Here is an 18604-nt window from a genome sequence, read left to right as displayed (position 1 = left end):
AAGTAACAACAAAATCAGGAGTGGTCCGTGGCTGGTCAGAACAAGTCAGGCGAAGGCGCGACCGGCTCCGATGCATCCGGATTTTCCGCCTTCGATCCCGCCTCCATCGAGCCCTACATCCTGCGCGATCCCGAAGCGCTGACGGTCAATATCGCCCGTGCCGTCGAGCAATTGGGAAAAGCGGCTTCCGCCTGGCTTGCGCCGCGCGAAAGCGGCGAGAAGGTCGACACCGTCGCCGAACCGATGGTCGACATGGTCAAGACGTTGTCGAAAGTCTCCGAATACTGGCTGTCCGATCCGCATCGCACGCTGGAGGCGCAAACGGCGCTGCTCGGCAGCTATTTCACTCTATGGTCGCACACGCTGAACCGGCTTGCCGTCGACACGCCCGATGAGGCGGAGGAAGATCCGCATCGCAAGGACAAGCGCTTCACCGATGAGGACTGGGTGAAAAACCCGTTCTTCGACTTCCTGCGCCGCGCCTATTTCGCGACATCCGACTGGGCCGAACTTCTCGTCTCGGAGGCGGACGGCCTGGACGAGAATACGCGTCACAAGGCGTCTTTCTACGTCAGACAAATCGCCAGCGCGATCTCGCCGAGCAACTTCCTCACGACCAATCCGCAACTCTATCGGGAAACCGTCGCGTCGAAGGGCGAGAACCTCGTTCGCGGGATGAGAATGCTCGCCGAGGATATCGCCGCCGGGCGGGGCGATCTGAAACTGCGCCAGACGGATACGAGCAAGTTCGCGATCGGCGAAAACCTTGCGCTGACGCCGGGAAAAGTGCTTGCGCAGAGCGATGTCTGCCAGGTGATCCAATATGACGCGACGACGCCGGACGTCTTGAAGCGCCCCCTCCTCATCTGCCCGCCGTGGATCAACAAATTCTACGTTCTCGATCTCAACCCCCAGAAATCCTTCATCAAATGGGCGATCGACCAGGGACATACCGTCTTCGTCATCTCCTGGGTCAATCCGGATGAACGCCATGCCGGCAAGGACTGGGAATCCTATGCGCGGGAGGGCGTGGGCTTCGCTCTGGATACGATCGAGCAGGCGACCGGCGAGAAGGACGTGAACGCCATCGGCTATTGCGTCGGCGGCACGCTGCTGGCGGCGACGCTGGCGCTGCACGCGCAGGAGCGCGACCGGCGCATCCGCAGCGCCACGCTTTTCACCACGCAGGTCGACTTCACCCATGCAGGCGATCTCAAGGTTTTCGCCGACGAGGAGCAGATCGACCTCATCGAACGCGGCATGAAAGCCACCGGCTATCTCGACGGCTCGAAGATGGCGACCGCTTTCAACATGCTGCGGGCGTCGGAACTCATCTGGCCCTATTTCGTCAACAATTATCTCAAGGGGCAGGAGCCCATGCCCTTCGACCTGCTTTACTGGAATTCGGACTCCACGCGAATGCCCGCTGCCAACCACTCGTTTTATCTAAGGAATTGCTACCTTAACAACACGCTTTCGCAAGGCAGGATGGTGCTTGCCGGAAAGACGCTTTCGCTCAAGGACGTGAAGATCCCGGTCTACAATCTGGCCACCCGGGAGGATCATATCGCGCCGCCGAAATCGGTGTTCGTCGGCAGCCGGTTCTTCGGCGGCAAGGTCACCTACGTCCTGTCCGGCTCCGGCCATATCGCCGGCGTGGTCAATCCGCCCGACAGGAAGAAATACCAGTATTGGACCGGCGGCCCCGCGCGGGGCGAATTCGAGAACTGGGTCCGGAAGGCCACGGAGACACCCGGCTCTTGGTGGCCGCACTGGCACGAATGGATCAGCGCGCAGGACGACCGCAGGGTGCCGGCCCGCAAGACGGGAGGGTCGATGAACTCCCTTGAGGAAGCGCCCGGCTCCTATGTCCGGGTCCGGGCCTGAGCGCGTGCGGCAACCGACATGACCTTCGATCCGCCACTCGTTCCCGCAACGCTGGTCCAGCGTTACAAGCGTTTTCTCTTCGACGCCATTCTCGACGACGGAACGGCGATCACCGGCTCCTGCCCGAATACCGGCTCGATGCGCGGCCTTACCGCGCCGGGATCACGCATATGGATATCCGAGCATGACGGGCCGGGCCGCAAGTATCGCCACCGTCTCGAACTGGTCGAGGCGGACGGAACGGTGGTCGGGATCAACACCGGCCTTCCCAACCGGCTGGCGGAGGCGGCAATGCGCGCGGGAATGGTCGCAGACCTCGCCGATTATCCGGTCCTCGAACGAGAACGGAAATACGGCCGCAATTCGCGCATCGACTTCCTCCTGTCGGGCGGCGGCCGCCCGCCCGCCTATGTGGAGGTGAAGAATGTCCATTTTCGCCGCACGCCGGGCGTCGTGGAATTCCCCGACACGGTGACGGCGCGCGGCGCCAAGCACCTTGAAGAGCTCGGCGACATGGCCGAAGCGGGCTTTCGCGCCGTCATGCTCTATCTGGTGCAGCGGGAAGATTGCGAGAGCTTCCGGATCTGTGCGGATCTCGACCCGGTCTATGCGGCCGGCTTCCGGCGCGCCCGCGCGCGCGGCGTCGAGGCCTATGCGCTCAAATGCACCGTCACGCCGGCGCAAATTCGGCCGCTGTCCCTCATCGCCATGGACGAACCCCTGCCCGCTGCTCTATGAACAGGCGGACAGATATTTGAGAGTTCCGACATGGTTACCTATATCGACGCCGCCGCCGCACCCCTCAAGAACACCGGTGTTATCCGTCTCTACGACGAGGAAGCTTTCGCCGGAATGCGCAAGGCCTGCCAACTGACGGCCCGCTGCCTCGACGAACTCTATCCGCTGGTGAAGCCAGGCGTACCCACGGATGTGATCGATCGTTTCGTCTGTGAATTCGGCATGGATCACGGCGCCCTGCCCGCGACCCTGAATTATCGCGGCTATACCCGCTTCACCTGCACGTCCATCAACCATGTCGTCTGCCACGGCATCCCGAACGACAAACCGCTGCGCGAGGGGGATGTGGTCAATATCGACGTGACCTATATCGTCGATGGCTGGCACGGTGACGCAAGCCGCATGTATCCAGTGGGCGAGATCAAGCGCGCCGCCGAACGGTTGCTGGAGGTCACCCACGAATGCCTGATGCGCGGCATCGCGGCGGTGAAGCCCGGCGCGCGCACCGGGGCGATCGGCGAAGCGATCCAGACCTATGCCGAGGCCGAACGCTGCTCCGTGGTGCGCGACTTCTGCGGCCATGGCGTCGGACGGCTCTTCCACGATACGCCGAATATCCTGCATTACGGCCGCGCCAACGAGGGGCCGGAAATGCGCGAGGGCATGATCTTCACCATCGAACCGATGATCAATCTCGGCCGGCCGCATGTGAAGGTGCTTTCCGACGGCTGGACGGCGGTGACCCGCGACCGCTCGCTTTCGGCACAATATGAGCACACCGTCGGCGTCACGGCGGACGGCTGCGAGATCTTCACATTGTCGCCCGCCGGTCTCGACCGGCCCGGCCTTGCCGCATAGGTCCGGCATGGCAGGATCGCCGAAAGACCCGCGCGACCGATCATCGGAAGCCAGCTTTCGCGAGAACCCGGCCGCTCGCGAAAACCCGGCCTTTCACGAGAACGACGAGCGCGCCCACTTCCACGAGCGGCCGGCGCAGGCTCCGCTCAGCGCAAGGCCCGCCGTGCGGAACGTGCAGGATCAGCATTATCACGGCCATCGCGAAAGGCTGCGCACCCGCTTTCGCGACAGCGGCGACGGCGCTCTGGCCGATTATGAAATCCTCGAACTGCTGCTCTTCCGCCTCATTCCCCGGCGCGATACGAAACCGGTCGCCAAGGCGCTGCTGGATCGCTTCGGCACGCTTTCGGGCGTCTTCGGCGCGTCGCCCGCTCTTCTCATGGAGGTGAAGGGCATCGGCGAATCGGTCGCGCTCGACCTCAAGCTGGTCGCAGCCGTCGCCCGGCGCACGCTGAAAAGCGAAATCCGCAACAAGCAGGTGCTCTCCTCCTGGGCGGCTGTCATCCAGTATTGCCACGCCGCCATGGCGCATGAGCCGCGCGAACAATTCCGCATCCTGTTCCTCGACAAGCGCAACGCGCTGATCGCCGACGAGGTGCAAGGCTACGGCACGGTGGATCACACTCCGGTCTATCCGCGCGAAGTGGTGCGCCGCGCGCTGGAACTCTCGGCCACCGCCATCATTCTCGTCCACAATCACCCCACTCACTCATTTCGATCACACTAGATCACGCTCAAGCACGCTGAAACACTAAGGAATTAGCGATTTTTGGCCCTTGCGTACTGGGGGCGGTTTTGGCAAATTGGGGGCTGTAATCGGGGTAATAAACGGCCTTCCGCTCCCAGCTAGCGATCCCTGTTTCTCCTCGACCGATCCCAGTTCCGGAAAGGAGGAAACGCCATGGCCGCACTCACCGACTCCACGATCAGACATGCGCTCAAGCGCGTCGAGTTGAGCCAGAAGCAGGAAAACCTCGCCGATGGTGAAGGACGCGGCACCGGCCGTCTCGTCCTCGTTCTCAAACCAATGCCGAAGCGTGTCACCGCCGACTGGATGGCGCAGCAATGGCGCGACGGTAAGCGCACAAAGAAGAAGCTCGGCGCCTATCCCTCGATGTCGCTCGCCCAGGCCCGCGAGATCTTCAAGCGCGACTTTGCCGACGTCATCCAGAAAGGCCGGAGCATCAAGATCGCCACCGACACGCGCCCCGGCACGGTCGCCGATCTGTTCGAGGGCTATGTCGCCGCGCTCAAGGACGCCGGAAAGCCCTCGTGGAAGGAGACCGAAAAGGGCCTCAACAAGATCGCCGACACGCTCGGGCGCAATCGCCTCGCCCGCGAGATCGAGGCTGAGGAGATCATCGAAATCATCCGCCCTATCTACGATCGCGGCGCGAAGTCGATGGCCGACCATGTGCGCTCCTATCTCCATGCCGCCTTCGCCTGGGGCATGAAGTCCGACAACGACTATCGGCAGCAATCCTCCCGCCGCTTCCGCATCCCGTTCAATCCGGCGACGGGCATCCCGACCGAGCCGAAGGTTCAGGGCACGCGCTGGCTCGATGAAGACGAGTTCGTCCAGCTCTATCGGTGGCTCGAATGCCCCGACACCCCGGTCCATCCGTCCTACCCGCGCGCCGTGCAGATCATCATGCTGACCGGCCAGCGCGTCGAAGAGATTGCGCGCCTGCATGTCGATCAGTGGGATGCCAAGGAGCGCATCATCGACTGGTCCAAGACCAAGAACGACCAGCCTCACGCCGTTCCGGTGCCCTTGCTCGCCGCCGAGTTGATCGAGTCGATCACGCCGAACGAATACGGCTGGTTCTTCCCGTCTGCCAAAGACCCGTCAAAGCCCGTCAGCCACGGCACGCTCTATAGCTTCGTCTGGCGTCAGCGCGATCGGGGTGTGATCCCCTATGCGACGAATCGCGATCTGCGCCGCACCTTCAAGACGCTCGCCGGCAAGGCGGGCATATCGAAGGAAATCCGCGACCGCCTCCAGAACCACGCGCTGCAGGACGTCAGCTCCAAGCACTACGACCGCTGGCACTATATGGTCGAGAAGCGCGCGGGCATGGCGAAATGGGACAAGTTCGTCCGCGCCATGCTGGCGAAGAAGCGCCTGAAGGCGGCTGCTTGATGACGCTGCCGCCCAAATCCCCTGCCCCTCGCCGCGCGAAGACCGGCGCGGCGGCCACCGACATCGACCCGCAAAGCTATGCGGCCTTCGTCGGCGACCTGAAGCAGAAGATCATCGAAGCCCGGCACCGCGCCAGCATGTCGGTGAACCGCGAGATGATCGTGCTCTACTGGACCATCGGGCGGGATATTCTCGCTCGGCAGGAACGCGAGGGTTGGGGTACCAAGGTCGTCGACCGGTTGGCCGGGGATCTCCGGCTGGCGTTTCCCGAGATGACCGGACTTTCGTCCCGAAACCTCAAATATATGCGGGCTTTGGCCGATGCCTGGCCCGATCCCGAAATTGTGCAACGGGTCGTTGCACAATTGCCCTGGGGCCATAACGTCAGCCTGCTAGATGCCGTGAAGGCGCCCGAAGAACGCGCCTGGTATGCCCGGCAGGCGATCGAGCATGGCTGGACCCGGCCCGTCCTCGTCCATCAGATCGAGAGCAATCTGTTCGTCCGCCAAGGCAGCGCGCTCACCAATTTCTCGCGCACCCTGCCGGCCGCGCAATCCGAGCTTGCCCAACAGCTCCTCAAAGACCCCTACACCTTCGACTTCCTCTCGCTCGGCCCGGACATGCTGGAGCGGGATCTGGAACGCGGGCTGATCGAGCATCTGCGCTCGCTGATCCTCGAACTCGGCAAGGGCTTCGCTTTCGTCGAGAGCCAGTATCACCTCGAAGTGGGCGGTCAGGACTATTACCTCGACCTGCTTTTCTACCACCTCCGCCTGCGCTGCTTCGTGGTGATCGAGCTGAAGATCGAGGACTTCAAGCCTGAGTTTGCGGGCAAGATGAATTTCTACCTGTCGGCCGTCGACGAGCAGTTGCGCCATCCGGATGACAAGCCAACCATCGGCATCATCGTGTGCAAGGGGCGCAACGAGGTGATCGTCGAATACGCGCTGCGAGATTCCAGTAAACCGATGGGCGTCGCTCAGTATCAGCTCTCCCATGCGCTCCCACCCCAGTTTGCTGAGGATCTGCCGACCGTTGCGGAGTTCGCGCGCGAGTTCCCCTTGATGTCCGTGGTCAAGCTTCGCATTGAAATCGAGCGGGCGGTCCGCGACCTCGCCTTCGCAAGAGGTATCGTCTTCGATCGCCCCACAGGTATTGTGAACATGCTGCGCGACCTACGACGGCAGGGTCCGGTGCCTGCGAGCACCGATGAGATGCTCGGCGCGCTGCGGGTTATGAACGAAGCGTCGCATGGCGTCGACGTCGACTCGGATGCGGCAAAGCAGGCCGTTGAGATCGGCACGATCTTCCTCGCCGACCTCAAGGTTTTGAACGCCGATGACTGAGACGCTCAACGAGGAAGCCATCGAGCGGCACAAGCAGGCGCTGATCGAGCCCGCCGCCACCCTCTACGCAGTCCAGAAGGTATACGGCGATCAAGCCAAGGCCAAGGCCATGGCCGCATACGGACGGCTGATCGACGCCCACATGCTGGCGACCGGGGTACTCGCGAGTGGCCTCTTGCGCATCAACGGCGCCGTAGTTGAAGGCGATCAGACCGCATTCGAACGTGACGCTCTATTTGCTGCATTTGTTATCGGCCTCGAACCCTGTGAGAGAGCGATCTCCGAGGCGCGCTATCTACAGGCGCACGCGATGCTGCGTCAGGAACTGGAAATCCTCGCGCAGCTCAAGGCGGTTGGTGCGAACCGGCGAAAGCCCAATGGCGCTCCGAATGTCGCAGCCCTCGAGCAATCGCTCGCCCGTCTATACGGCGGGCTTTCCGCCGCCGCTCATGTGTCCCGACACGGCATCGTGCAGAGCGCAACCATGTGGGACGGCGACTCGGACGGATTGCCCGGCCCGACAAACATGACACGCTATTTTCCGGAAACCGATGCGGGGCTCGCAAGACGATCTTACGCCCTGCATATTTACATGATCCTTCGTCTCGTCGAAGAGTTGAGCGCTGATCTTGGCTCCCGGCACCAATCGGCCGCATTTACCGACACTGAAAAGGAAGCCTTGAATCTTGCAATCGACTTGATGACAGTGGAAGGAATGCTCGAAATCGTTCCCGAAAGTGAAACCAACGCTAGTATTGATAAATAGTATTGTCGGATCGTTCGATCTGTCGCCCGACGCATAACGATAGACGTGGCTGGGGGGCCAATGCCAGCAACCGCATTTTCTGTGAAGTTCGCGCGCGAACTCGACGTCGACCAGCTCGCCACCCTAATGACCGGCGCACAGCCAACGCAGGACCGCGACGGGGCTGAGCTTCTCAGTGGGTTTGGCGATGCGATCCGCGCCGACATTCAATGCTCATCGTGCGGCAAATTCGGAGCTAGCGTCGTTCGCTCGGCAAGGTCGCGGGTATCCAGGGCGGTTCTCCGGCAGGCGCATTTCAGGTTTGTCGATCCCAACGGTGGCGACGCCCATCACCCGTTCTGTGAATTCTATGGCGACGACGAAACCCGCTCGACTCAGGACAGCCTTCTCGACTTTGGATCAGAGAAAAGCTCGGAAACCCGCGCAATCCGACTCCTCGTCTGCAAGGGCATCGAGCAGGGTATCTTTGACCAACGTCGTATCCGGGACATGCGACAGTGGTTTTTCGATCTCAAATCCGCCTCCCGCTTCACCGTGTCCTTGCCGCTAGAGGCAATCCAGTGGGCCTATTCGCTTCAGCGTCATCCCCACTATCAGCGCTGGCAGTTCCATCCGTCTCAAGCGGAGATGCCGGCCTTCGACTGGAAAGCCGCCGCGAAAAAGCAATTCACCGAAGAGCACCTTGATCTGTTCGATCTGGTGACTGGCCGCCTCGTGCCCTCCGATGAGGCGACGTGGAAACAGGCGGGCGAACTCGCCCGGAAAAACCACGGTCGCGAGGTGTTCGACACCACCAAGCTCCAGCCATACTACGAGGCCGCGCTCTCGCTTTGCGTTTTTGTCGCTGCAAACAGCAACATCGATTTCGGCAAGCGCCAACCTGAACATTATCGATGGAAAGGTGCGCCGCCCGCATTACTTGCCCTCTGCGCGCTGGTGCTATTCGTCAGCGATTGGGACATGAACGCTGCGATCGCGGCCTTCGCCAAGCTGTTGGCCGCGCCGACACCCAGCGATCTCGCGCTCGGCAACGTCATTGGACTTAACCCCTTTCACGAATATGGCGCGTGGCGCCTCGTCATCGCGTCCTCCGGGGTCGCCGCCAGAAGTCCGCACGGGCTGGACTACGGCGCCCAGCTCGCGGCCATCGAGGCAGCGCTGCGTGAGCAGCATCGCCAATGGAAGGACCGACAGCCCCGCGGTTAGGCGTGCGATGTGAGGAATAGAATATGACCGTCGAATGGACGCCGGTGTTTGTCCTGCCCAACGTGCCGCTTGACCAAGCCGTCGGATGCGAGATCGCGGCGATAGCGCCGGCTCACGACCATCGCGTCAAAGCTCTGAAACGCGCCCACCCGACGTTCAAGCAATTCCTCAATCGCTTCTCGGACAATTTCGGGGAGAAGTTCGAGCCGGCCGTCCTCCTCCTCGATGCCGATGCGCCACCAAGCTTCGGCGACGTCGCCGCCCTAGGAAGCTTCCGAGACATCGTGGCTTTGTCAGCCGTCACCCATGGGCGGGCTCAGGAGCTGCGTTATCCACGCGGGCATCGCGTTCTGTTCGGGGAAGCCGTCGCGATCTATCCGTGGATGCTCGACCGGCACTACAAGGACGTCATCGGCAGCACGCCGGCGATCCTCGGCTCGCATCTGGTTTCCAGCTTCCGAGGCCAATCGTCGCCGACCCTTTTTCGCACACCGCTCGCGGCGAGCGACATCGACGCACCGCTGCTCGCCATGCTGTTAGCGCGGTGGCGACGGCGATATGAGGCCCAGGAACCGGCGTGGGAGGACGTGGCGCTGATGCGTTCGCTCAACATGGCCTATCAGGCTTCGCTGCTGCCTGCAGGGACCGACACGACGTTCTACGACGTCGGCCGGATTGTATCGCTCTGGGTCAGCGCCTTCGAAATTTTGGTTCATCCCGGCGGAAGCGGCCAGGCCAACCGGGAAAAGGTATTCGAACTGATCGAGCGGACGCCGTGGGCGATCCCTGCCAGCAGCCGGCGCGCGCACGACACCGGCGGGAAGACGAAGGTGAAGCGGACGCTAGCTTCGTGGCTGATCCAGACGCTCTATGACTGCCGCAACGATTTCCTCCACGGCAATCCGGTTGACCGGAGCACGCTACTCCTCGCCACGCCTCAGCGCACCGTCTTCGAATATGCCGCTCCACTCTACAGGATCGCGCTCACATCCTTCCTGTCGCTCACATATGACGCGCCGATACCGTCAAAAGAGAACCCGAAAGCCCTTGGCGAATATATCGCCGATCGCACGACGTTCATGTACCCACAGGAAACGGCAGAAGAAGCGTTGCTGACGTCGACGCAGCCCCCGGCGGTCCCGGTCACGCGGCGGCCGCGGATCACAAGACCGGCTGCGGAGGTCTAGCGGTGCGGCTTTCCGTTCATGTCCGTCGTCAAGTTGCGCATCGGGATCGAGCATACCTTGCGGGATTTCATGATCGACGCTGGCGGGAAAGCGCGCGGCGCGCGATCGATGTCGGCACGAGGTTCCTGGCTGAACCGAAACAGTCGCGGGCGCGTGGCGGAAAGGGGGGCTGAATGTTCCATCGTCTGGCCGCCTGGATGGAAAAGCGCAGACAGATTCGCCAACGCTGGAAGCAGGACGCGCGGGCCATGATCGAGTCGCACGGCCGTCACGCCTATTATGCGGCTCAGCGGCTTGCCGCACGCAGTCGCGCACGAGGAAACAGGCACGAGTTCTGGCATTGGGCCAAGGTCGCCTCGGAGGTCGCGCGCCTGTCACCCGATGCGGAAATGGACATGAAGGTGGTGCAGGCCATCGCCGACGAGGAAATGCGATGACGCCCGCTAGCTTCTCCCTTGTCTCTTTCGGCTGAAAAGAAGAACAAATAGTGAACATGAAAGCGAACCCGCCCCAGGAGGTCAGGAACGAACTTGCGGCCCGAGCCCGCCATAGAGTCTTTGCGCGCGCAGATCGAACGGATCGAAGGCAAGAGCCGGCGCGCGAAATCGGTGCTCCCCTTCGGGATCGCCGACGTAGACTCGCGACTCCCGGGCGGAGGCCTGGCGCGGGGGGCTCTTCATGAAGTCGCTGGCGGCGGAAACGGCGCTGTCGACGGCGCCGCCGCTGCTCTGTTCTCTGCTGGCATAGCGGCCAGGACGACCGGCAAAGTCCTGTGGTGCATCACTCGGCCTGATCTCTTCGCCCCCGCTCTCGCGCAAGCCGGTCTTACGTCCGATCGGGTCGTCTATCTCGAAGCAGGCGACGACAAGACGGTCCTCGCCTGCATGGAGGAAGGACTGCGTCATGGCGGTTTAGGCGCCGTCGTCGCCGAGACCGCCCGCTTGTCCATGACAGCATCGCGCCGCCTTCAGCTAGCAGCCGAGGGGACAGGGACGATCGGCATCGCGCTTCGGCGCTGGCGACGACCTACCGAGGCATCGGATTTTGGTCAGCCCACCGCTGCAATGACCCGATGGCGCGTGTCCATGCTGCCGTCTGAACCGCTTCCGGTGCCCGGCGTCGGCCGGCACCGCTGGCTAGTTGAGTTGATCCGCGCTCGTGCTGGCGAAAGTGCGGACTTCGAGTTGGAGGCCTGCGATGACACGGGTTGTCTCGCTCTTCCTGCCGACCTGGCCTACCGACCGGCTTCGGCGGAAGGCTGGCGACGCGGCGCCTCCGTCTGAGGCGCCGCTCGTCCTGATCGGCCGGGAGGGAAGCAAGCGGCTGGTGGTGGCGTCGGATGCCGCAGCGCGGGCTGCCGGCGTCTTCGTAGGCATGCCTGCCGCCAAAGCGCAGGTTCTGGTGCCCGGCCTGATCGTGAGGGACGCAGAACCGATCGAGGATGAAGCCGGACTTGAACGTTTGGCGCTCTGGGTGCTGCAACGCTTTGCGCCGATCGTCGCACCGGACGCGCCAGATGGGATCGTCATCGACACGACCGGCGCCGACCATCTTCATGGCGGCGAGCAAGCAATGCTGGACGCCCTGGTCGGCCGCTTGATCATGTCCGGCGTGACGGCCCGGGCGGCCATCGCCGATAGCTGGGGTGCGGCGCACGCGCTGGCGCGGTTTGCTGGGACGGCGACCTATGTCGCTCCTCCCGGCCACGGCTCATCGGTATTGGACGTGCTGCCGCTGGAGGCGCTGCGACTGCCCCGTCCAACATCGTCTGATTTGCGGTTGCTCGGATTCGAGCGCATCGCCGATCTCCTGTCGCAACCGCGGGCACCCCTGACGCTGCGCTTCGGTCCGCAGCTCGGTCGGCGCATCGATCAGGCGCTCGGCATTCTGGCGGAACCTATCGAACCCGTCAGGCCGCCTGATTTGATTTCCATACGCAGGGCCTTCCCCGAGCCGATCGGCGCGGCCGAAACAATCGCCCGCTACATCGGCAAGCTGACGACCCAGCTCTGTGAAGCCCTAGAAGAAAAGGGCCTCGGCGCGCGCCGGCTGGATCTCATCTGTCATCGCGTGGACAATCGCCTTGCCGCCGTGCGCGTCGGGATGGCCCAACCAGTGCGCGACGCGAAACGCCTCACGCGATTGCTATCCGACAAGATCGAGACGATCGATCCTGGCTTCGGGATCGAGGTCATGACTCTGACCGCCACCATCGCCGAGCCGCTTGAACGCAGGCAGATGGCCAGCAGCCTCATCGAGGTCGCGGCTCCTGATATTTCCGACCTGATCGATACGCTCGCCAACCGTGTCGGCGAACGCGCGATCTACCGGATGGCCCCCGCCGCAAGCGACGTGCCGGAACGCTCGGTATGTCGGATACCCGCGATGGCTCCCGAGAGCGGTGCGGCTTGGCCAAGCCACTGGCCGCGTCCGGCAAGACTCCTCGGCCGCCCGGAAACGATCGAGACCGTGGCGCTTCTGCCCGATCATCCGCCGGTCTCGTTCACCTGGCGCGGTATTCGTCGACGGGTAAAGCGCGCCGACGGCCCCGAGCGCGTCTTTGGCGAATGGTGGATGCGCGATGCGGAGCTGGCCGCGGTCAGAGACTATTTCCGCGTCGAGGATGACGCCGGCGAACGTTACTGGATCTATCGGGCTGGTGACGGCGAGGACGCGACCACCGGCTCGCATCGCTGGTTTCTCCATGGGGTGTTCGGATGAGCGCCCGCTATGTCGAGCTCCAGGTCACGAGCCACTTCAGCTTTCTTCGGGGCGCATCCTCGGCCGATGAGCTGTTTTCTCGGGCCGCGGCCATTGGTATCGAGGCGCTCGCCATCGTCGATCGCAACTCGCTGGCCGGTATCGTGCGCGCCCGTGAAGCCGCCAAAGGAACGGGCGTGCGCCTGATCGTCGGATGTCGTCTCGATCTGAGCGATGGCGTGTCCGTTCTCGTCTATCCGACCGACCGGCCCGCCTATTCGCGGCTATGTCGTCTCCTGACCCTAGGCAAGAGCCGGGCCGGCAAGGGAAAGTGTCTTCTGCATTGGGACGACCTCGTGGCCTATGGCGACGGGCTGATCGCCGTGCTTCTTCCCGAAGTCGCCGATGCGGAATGCGGACTGCAATTGCGCCGGTTACGGGAGGCGTTCGGCGATCGCGCCTATATGGCGCTGACCCTGCGGCGCCGACCGAACGATCAGCTTCGCCTGCACAACCTGTCGAATCTCGCTGCGCAGATGCGTGTTGCGACCGTTGTTACCAATGACGTCCTGTTTCACGAGCCGTCGCGCCGCATCCTGCAGGATGTCGTGACCGCGATCCGTCACAACGTCACGATCGACGCCTTGGGCCATCGACGTGAACGTCATGCGGATCGGTATCTGAAGCCGCCCGAGGAAATGCACAGGCTCTTCGGCCGCTATCCCGAGGCGCTCGCCCGCACGCTGGCGATCGCCGAGCGCTGCCGCTTCAGCCTGGACGAACTAGCCTATCAATATCCCGAGGAGCGCGACGACCCCTCGCTGACGCCACAGCAGACCCTCGAAAAACTCACCTGGGAGGGTGCCGAGCGCCGCTATCCGGAAGGACTCCCCGATAGCGTCCGCGCGACCTTGCAGCATGAGCTGCGGTTGATCGCGAAGCTCGACTACGCGCCATATTTCTTGACCGTGAACGCGATCGTCCGCTTTGCGCGGTCACAGGACATTCTCTGCCAGGGACGCGGTTCGGCGGCCAATTCCGCAGTCTGTTTCGTGCTGGGCATCACCTCGATCGATCCTGGCCGAAACGATCTCCTGTTCGAACGCTTCGTCAGCGAGGAGCGCGCCGAGCCTCCGGACATCGACGTCGATTTCGAACATGCCCGCCGCGAGATCGTGATGCAGTGGGTGTTCAACACCTACGGCCGAGACCATGCCGCTCTTTGCTCGACGGTCACGCGCTACAGGACAAAGGGCGCGCTGCGCGATGTGGGTAAGGCACTGGGCTTGCCGGAGGACCTTATCAAGACCCTCTCCGGTCAGGTCTGGGGCTGGTCCGACGAATGCGTGACCGAAAGACAGGTCGAGCAGCTCAACCTCAATGCCACCGATCGGCGATTGCGGCTCACACTCGACCTCGCACGCCAGCTCATGGGCGCTCCCCGGCACTTGTCGCAGCATCCAGGCGGTTTCGTTCTTACGAACGATCGGCTGGACGATCTCGTGCCGATCGAGCCCGCCGCCATGGAAGACCGGCAGGTGATCGAATGGGACAAAGACGACATCGACGCGCTGCGTTTCATGAAGGTCGACGTTCTGGCGCTTGGGATGTTGACCTGCATGAAGTTCGGCCTCGATCTCCTGGCCGAGCACAAAGGCATCGCACTGGATCTCGCCACTATCCCGGCCGAAGACCCCCGAACCTATGCGATGATTAGAAAAGCTGACACGCTCGGCACTTTCCAGATCGAGAGCCGGGCGCAGATGTCCATGCTGCCGCGGCTCAAGCCGCGCACCTTCTACGATCTTGTGGTGCAAGTCGCGATCGTGAGGCCGGGGCCAATTCAAGGCGATATGGTGCATCCATATCTGCGCCGCCGTGAAGGCCTGGAGCCGGTCATCTTTCCTAAGCCCGCCCTAGAGAAGGTTCTTGGAAAAACCTTAGGTGTGCCGCTATTTCAGGAGCAGGCCATGCGCGTCGCCATCGAATGCGCCGGCTTTACGCCAGGCGAAGCCGACATGCTCCGCAAGTCGATGGCCACCTTCAAATTCACCGGCGGCGTATCGAGCTTCAAGAAGAAGCTGATCGAGGGGATGGTCGACAACGGTTATGATCGCGATTTCGCGGAGGGCACGTTCAAGCAACTTGAAGGCTTCGGCTCTTATGGATTTCCGGAATCGCACGCTGCCTCTTTTGCACTGATCGCCTACGCCAGTGCGTGGCTAAAATGCTGGCATCCCGACGTCTTCTGCGCGGCACTGCTCAACGCCCAGCCGATGGGGTTCTATGCTCCCGCTCAGATCGTCCGCGACGCGTTGGAACATGGCGTCGAAATCCGGCCCGTCTGCGCCAATACCTCCCGTTGGGACTGCACGCTGGAGCCGACTGACGATGACAGTCGCTTTGCCGTGCGGCTCGGACTGCGAATGGTCAAAGGCCTCGCCAATACCCACGGAGCCACGATCGTCGGGGCAAGGGCCGACCAGCCCTTCGCCTCCATCGATGATCTCTGGCATCGCGCGGGCGTGCCGTCCGCCGCCTTGGTCCAGCTCGCCGAAGCCGACGCTTTCCGTCCCGCGCTGGGGCTTGCCCGCCGCGAGGCTCTATGGGCGATCAAGGCGCTCCGGGACGAGCCGCTTCCACTATTCGCGGCCGCATCCACCCGAGAGGCGGAGATCGTGCCCGAGTTGAATGAGCCCACCTTCGAGCTGCGGCCGATGAAGGCGGGAAGCGAGGTGGTCGAGGATTATGGCCATGTCGGGCTGACGCTACGGGCTCACCCCCTGAGCTTTCTGCGCGAGGATCTCCAGCGGCGGCGAATCGTCACCTGTGCAGAGGCCATGGCGACCCGTGACGGGCGTTGGCTTGAGGCGGCTGGCATCGTGCTCGTCCGTCAGCGCCCAGGCAGCGCCAAGGGCGTGATGTTCATCACTCTGGAGGATGAGACGGGTATCGCTAACCTCATTGTCTGGGCAAAGATTTTCGAGGCGAACCGCCGCGCCGTCCTGTCGGCCAGTATGATGGCGGTGCGCGGTCGGATACAACGCGAGGGCGACGTTGTTCACCTGGTTGCCCAGCGCATTACCGACCTCTCGGCCGATCTCGCCAGCGTCGGCAGCCGTGATGCGGAATTCCCGCTCCCGCATGGCCGCGGCGATCAGGTCCGCAACGGCGGTGCCGGTCCCGATCCGCGCGAGCTGCCCCCCAAGGGCCTGCGCACGCGCGACATCTATATTCCGGACCTACACATCGACACGATAAAAGTGCGCAGCCGCAACTTCCATTGATCGAAATTTAGTCAAGCCTCGGATAAGCTTGGCATCAGCATCTAGGTGGAGGAAATCCGGAATCGGGCAGCGTCAAGCGCCGCTTACGGCAAGGATCGATCCAATGAGAAAGTAACCGATAACAATCTCGGGGCGTAGAGGGGGTCTCAATTGCTCGAACGTATCCAACTGCTGCGCAATATCGGGCAATTCGACTCGGTAAACGCTGGCGCACAACTCCCGTTCGCCAACCTCACGCTGATCTATGCCGAAAATGGCCGGGGAAAAACCACGCTCGCCTCGATATTGCGATCGCTTGGGACGGGGGCCGCCGATCTTGTACTGGAGCGCCAAAGGCTCGGAGCCGCGAATCCGCCGCATGTCGTGCTCGGAATCGCAGGGACAACGGTACAGTTTCACAACGGGGCATGGCCGGCGCCAATGCCCGAGATCGCGATATTCGACGATGCTTTCGTCGCCGCCAATGTCTGCTCAGGCGTCGAGATCGGAGCCGGTCACCGTCAGAACCTGCATGAGCTGATTCTCGGCGCCCAGGGCGTCGCCCTTAACGTCGCCCTTCAAGGGCATGTCGCACGCATCGAGGAGCATAACCGAGCTCTCACTCAAAGGAGCAATGCCATACCCGCTGCCGCGCGCGGCGGCATGGAGGTCGACGATTTTTGCGCGCTACCGGCGAACCCCGATATTGATGCGGCCCTCGCCGCCGCCGAACGGAATCTGGCGGCGGGCCGTTCGGCGGAGGCCATCAGACAACGCTCGGAATTCCAACCGCTTTCCCTTCCCAGCTTCGACGTTGCCGAAATCGACACGCTCCTCGCGCGCACCCTTCCCGATCTTGAAGCCGAGGCTGCCGGGCGCGTGAGGGATCATTTACGCAGCCTTGGTCGCGGTGGCGAGGCATGGGTCGGTGACGGCATGACGCGCGTCGGGCCTGCGTCCGAAGGGCACGACCACGAGGTCTGCCCTTTCTGCGCCCAGGATTTGGACGGGTCTCCAGTCATCCAGCACTATCAAGCCTATTTCAGCGAGGCGTATCGAAATCTCAGGACGGCGATCAACGATGTCGGACAGGGCATCAACACGGCACATGCCGGCGACGTGCCCGCGGCCTTCGAGCGAGCCGTACGGGTCGCCGTTGAAAATCGCACGTTCTGGAATGCCTTCACCGATGTTCCGGAAGTGAATATCGATACCGCTGCAATCCTCCGCGCCTGGACCTCCGCCCGTGATGGCGTGCTCACCGTCCTCCGGGCGAAAGCCGCGGCGCCACTCGACGAGATGAACCTTCCGCAAGACGTCCTCGCTATGGTCGCCGCCTATCACAATGTCCGTGCCACAATCGGCGCTGTCTCTGACGGCCTCGTCGCGTGCAACGCGCCGATTGCAATCGTGAAGGAGCAAGCGGCAGCCGCCAGTGTCCCCGCTCTCACGGCCGATCTCGCGCGATTGCAGGCTGTCCAGCGACGTCACAGCGAGCCTACCAACACGCAGTGCGCCGACTATCTGGCAGAGAAGGCGGCTAAGACGGCCACCGAAACGCAACGCAGACAGGCGCGAGCTGCCCTCGATAACTATCGTCAAAACGTATTCCCGGCCTATGAAGTGGCCATCAACACCTACCTGCAGCGCTTCAATGCAGGGTTCCGCTTGGCCGCCGTGAGCCCCGTCAACAATCGCGGCGGCTCATCTTGCAACTACAACGTCGTCATCAACAACGTAGCGGTGGCGCTGACCGCTGATGCGGGGCCAGCGTTCCGGAACACCCTCAGCGCTGGAGACCGCAACACCCTCGCCCTTGCGTTCTTCTTCGCTTCGCTCGATCAAGACCCACAGCTTGCGCGGAAAATCGTGGTCATCGACGATCCGATGACCAGCCTCGACGAGCACCGTTCGTTGACGACCGTGCAGGAGATGCGCCGGCTGGCCGCGCGAGTGCGTCAGGTCATCGTGCTGTCGCACTCCAAGCCGTTTTTGTGCCAGCTCTGGGAAGGCGCAGACACGGCTGCCCGGCAAGCAATCCTCATCCGCCGCGATGCGGTCGGGTCGACCTTGGCCGCCTGGGACGTCAATCAGGACTGCATTACCGAACACGATAGGCGTCACGCGCTCGTGGCCGCCTATCTTGACGCAGCCGATCCCGCCACGGAGCGGCGCGTCGCCGCCGCTCTGCGTCACATCCTTGAGGCATTCATGCGCGTCGCGTACCCAAGCGCCTTTCCGCCCGGGATGCTGCTCGGCCCGTTCATGGGTGTCTGCCAACAAAGGGTCGGACAGCCAAATCAGCTTCTCAACCAGGCGGATATCGACGAGCTGCGCGCGCTGCTCGCCTATGCCAACCGCTTTCATCACGACACGAATGCCGCTTACGAGACCGCAGCGATAAACGACCTGGAGCTGACGCACTTCAGCACTCGCGTCCTGGCCTTTGCAAAGCGAGGCTGATGTCCAGGACGACCAGCACGCGGTCGCGGAGCCCCTCGAATAGG

13 protein-coding genes and 1 pseudogene are annotated in these 18604 nt (G+C 62.7%); all 14 read left to right on the top strand.

Features of this window, described 5'->3' with window-relative positions; all coding sequences use genetic code 11:
* Positions 1-27: 27 nt before the first annotated feature.
* The 14 genes and pseudogenes from KYK29_RS00210 to KYK29_RS00145 all read left to right on the top strand — a co-directional run bounded on the left by KYK29_RS00210 (position 28) and on the right by KYK29_RS00145 (position 18560).
* Positions 28-1887, top strand: a complete 1860-nt coding sequence (locus KYK29_RS00210) for a PHA/PHB synthase family protein (RefSeq protein WP_254688848.1) — start codon at positions 28-30, stop codon at positions 1885-1887.
* A gap of 18 nt (positions 1888-1905) precedes the next feature.
* A complete protein-coding gene (gene sfsA, locus KYK29_RS00205) occupies positions 1906-2625 on the top strand; it encodes a DNA/RNA nuclease SfsA (RefSeq protein ID WP_254688847.1) in 720 nt (239 codons plus the stop codon).
* A gap of 30 nt (positions 2626-2655) precedes the next feature.
* Positions 2656-3483, top strand: a complete 828-nt coding sequence (map, locus tag KYK29_RS00200) for a type I methionyl aminopeptidase (protein WP_254688846.1) — start codon at positions 2656-2658, stop codon at positions 3481-3483.
* Positions 3484-3498: 15 nt separating this feature from the next.
* Positions 3499-4189 (top strand): annotated as a pseudogene (locus KYK29_RS00195) (JAB domain-containing protein); the annotation flags it as partial.
* A gap of 195 nt (positions 4190-4384) precedes the next feature.
* Positions 4385-5626 carry a tyrosine-type recombinase/integrase gene (locus KYK29_RS00190; protein ID WP_254688845.1) on the top strand — a complete coding sequence of 414 codons (1242 nt, stop codon included), beginning with the start codon at positions 4385-4387 and terminating at the stop codon, positions 5624-5626.
* Positions 5626-6972, top strand: a complete 1347-nt coding sequence (locus KYK29_RS00185; protein WP_254688844.1) for a PDDEXK nuclease domain-containing protein — start codon at positions 5626-5628, stop codon at positions 6970-6972. Before KYK29_RS00190 ends, KYK29_RS00185 begins: the two co-directional genes overlap by 1 nt.
* Complete coding sequence (locus KYK29_RS00180; protein WP_254688843.1) at positions 6965-7738, top strand: hypothetical protein; 774 nt, start codon at positions 6965-6967, stop codon at positions 7736-7738. Before KYK29_RS00185 ends, KYK29_RS00180 begins: the two co-directional genes overlap by 8 nt.
* A gap of 60 nt (positions 7739-7798) precedes the next feature.
* Positions 7799-8944, top strand: coding sequence for a hypothetical protein (locus KYK29_RS00175; protein ID WP_254688842.1), 1146 nt, complete (start codon positions 7799-7801; stop codon positions 8942-8944).
* Between the two features lie 23 nt (positions 8945-8967).
* On the top strand, positions 8968-10131 hold the full coding sequence (locus KYK29_RS00170; RefSeq protein WP_254688841.1) for a hypothetical protein: 1164 nt from the start codon (positions 8968-8970) through the stop codon (positions 10129-10131).
* 173 nt (positions 10132-10304) lie between these two features.
* Positions 10305-10568, top strand: coding sequence for a hypothetical protein (locus KYK29_RS00165; protein WP_254688840.1), 264 nt, complete (start codon positions 10305-10307; stop codon positions 10566-10568).
* Between the two features lie 93 nt (positions 10569-10661).
* Positions 10662-11414, top strand: a complete 753-nt coding sequence (locus tag KYK29_RS00160; protein ID WP_254688839.1) for an ImuA family protein — start codon at positions 10662-10664, stop codon at positions 11412-11414.
* Positions 11329-12852 carry a DUF6504 family protein gene (locus KYK29_RS00155; RefSeq protein ID WP_254688838.1) on the top strand — a complete coding sequence of 508 codons (1524 nt, stop codon included), beginning with the start codon at positions 11329-11331 and terminating at the stop codon, positions 12850-12852. The genes KYK29_RS00160 and KYK29_RS00155 overlap by 86 nt, the downstream gene beginning before the upstream one ends.
* A complete protein-coding gene (locus KYK29_RS00150) occupies positions 12849-16118 on the top strand; it encodes an error-prone DNA polymerase (RefSeq protein WP_254688837.1) in 3270 nt (1089 codons plus the stop codon). Before KYK29_RS00155 ends, KYK29_RS00150 begins: the two co-directional genes overlap by 4 nt.
* Before the next feature lie 150 nt (positions 16119-16268).
* Entirely contained in the window at positions 16269-18560 is a 2292-nt protein-coding gene (locus KYK29_RS00145; protein ID WP_254688836.1) for an AAA family ATPase, read from the top strand.
* Positions 18561-18604 lie beyond the last annotated feature (44 nt).

It is taken from the genome of Shinella daejeonensis (assembly GCF_024281235.1).
Taxonomy (GTDB): Bacteria; Pseudomonadota; Alphaproteobacteria; order Rhizobiales; family Rhizobiaceae; genus Shinella; species Shinella daejeonensis.
This window is presented reverse-complemented; position numbering and strand designations above follow the sequence as displayed.

Bases quoted from the DNA above. Each gene is read 5' to 3' on its own strand.
- sfsA (WP_254688847.1), top strand. From the start codon at position 1,906: ATGACCTTCGATCCGCCACTCGTTCCCGCAACGCTGGTCCAGCGTTAC.
- map (WP_254688846.1), top strand. From the start codon at position 2,656: ATGGTTACCTATATCGACGCCGCCGCCGCACCCCTCAAGAACACCGGT.
- KYK29_RS00190 (WP_254688845.1), top strand. From the start codon at position 4,385: ATGGCCGCACTCACCGACTCCACGATCAGACATGCGCTCAAGCGCGTC.
- KYK29_RS00185 (WP_254688844.1), top strand. From the start codon at position 5,626: ATGACGCTGCCGCCCAAATCCCCTGCCCCTCGCCGCGCGAAGACCGGC.
- KYK29_RS00180 (WP_254688843.1), top strand. From the start codon at position 6,965: ATGACTGAGACGCTCAACGAGGAAGCCATCGAGCGGCACAAGCAGGCG.
- KYK29_RS00175 (WP_254688842.1), top strand. From the start codon at position 7,799: ATGCCAGCAACCGCATTTTCTGTGAAGTTCGCGCGCGAACTCGACGTC.
- KYK29_RS00170 (WP_254688841.1), top strand. From the start codon at position 8,968: ATGACCGTCGAATGGACGCCGGTGTTTGTCCTGCCCAACGTGCCGCTT.
- KYK29_RS00165 (WP_254688840.1), top strand. From the start codon at position 10,305: ATGTTCCATCGTCTGGCCGCCTGGATGGAAAAGCGCAGACAGATTCGC.
- KYK29_RS00155 (WP_254688838.1), top strand. From the start codon at position 11,329: ATGACACGGGTTGTCTCGCTCTTCCTGCCGACCTGGCCTACCGACCGG.
- KYK29_RS00150 (WP_254688837.1), top strand. From the start codon at position 12,849: ATGAGCGCCCGCTATGTCGAGCTCCAGGTCACGAGCCACTTCAGCTTT.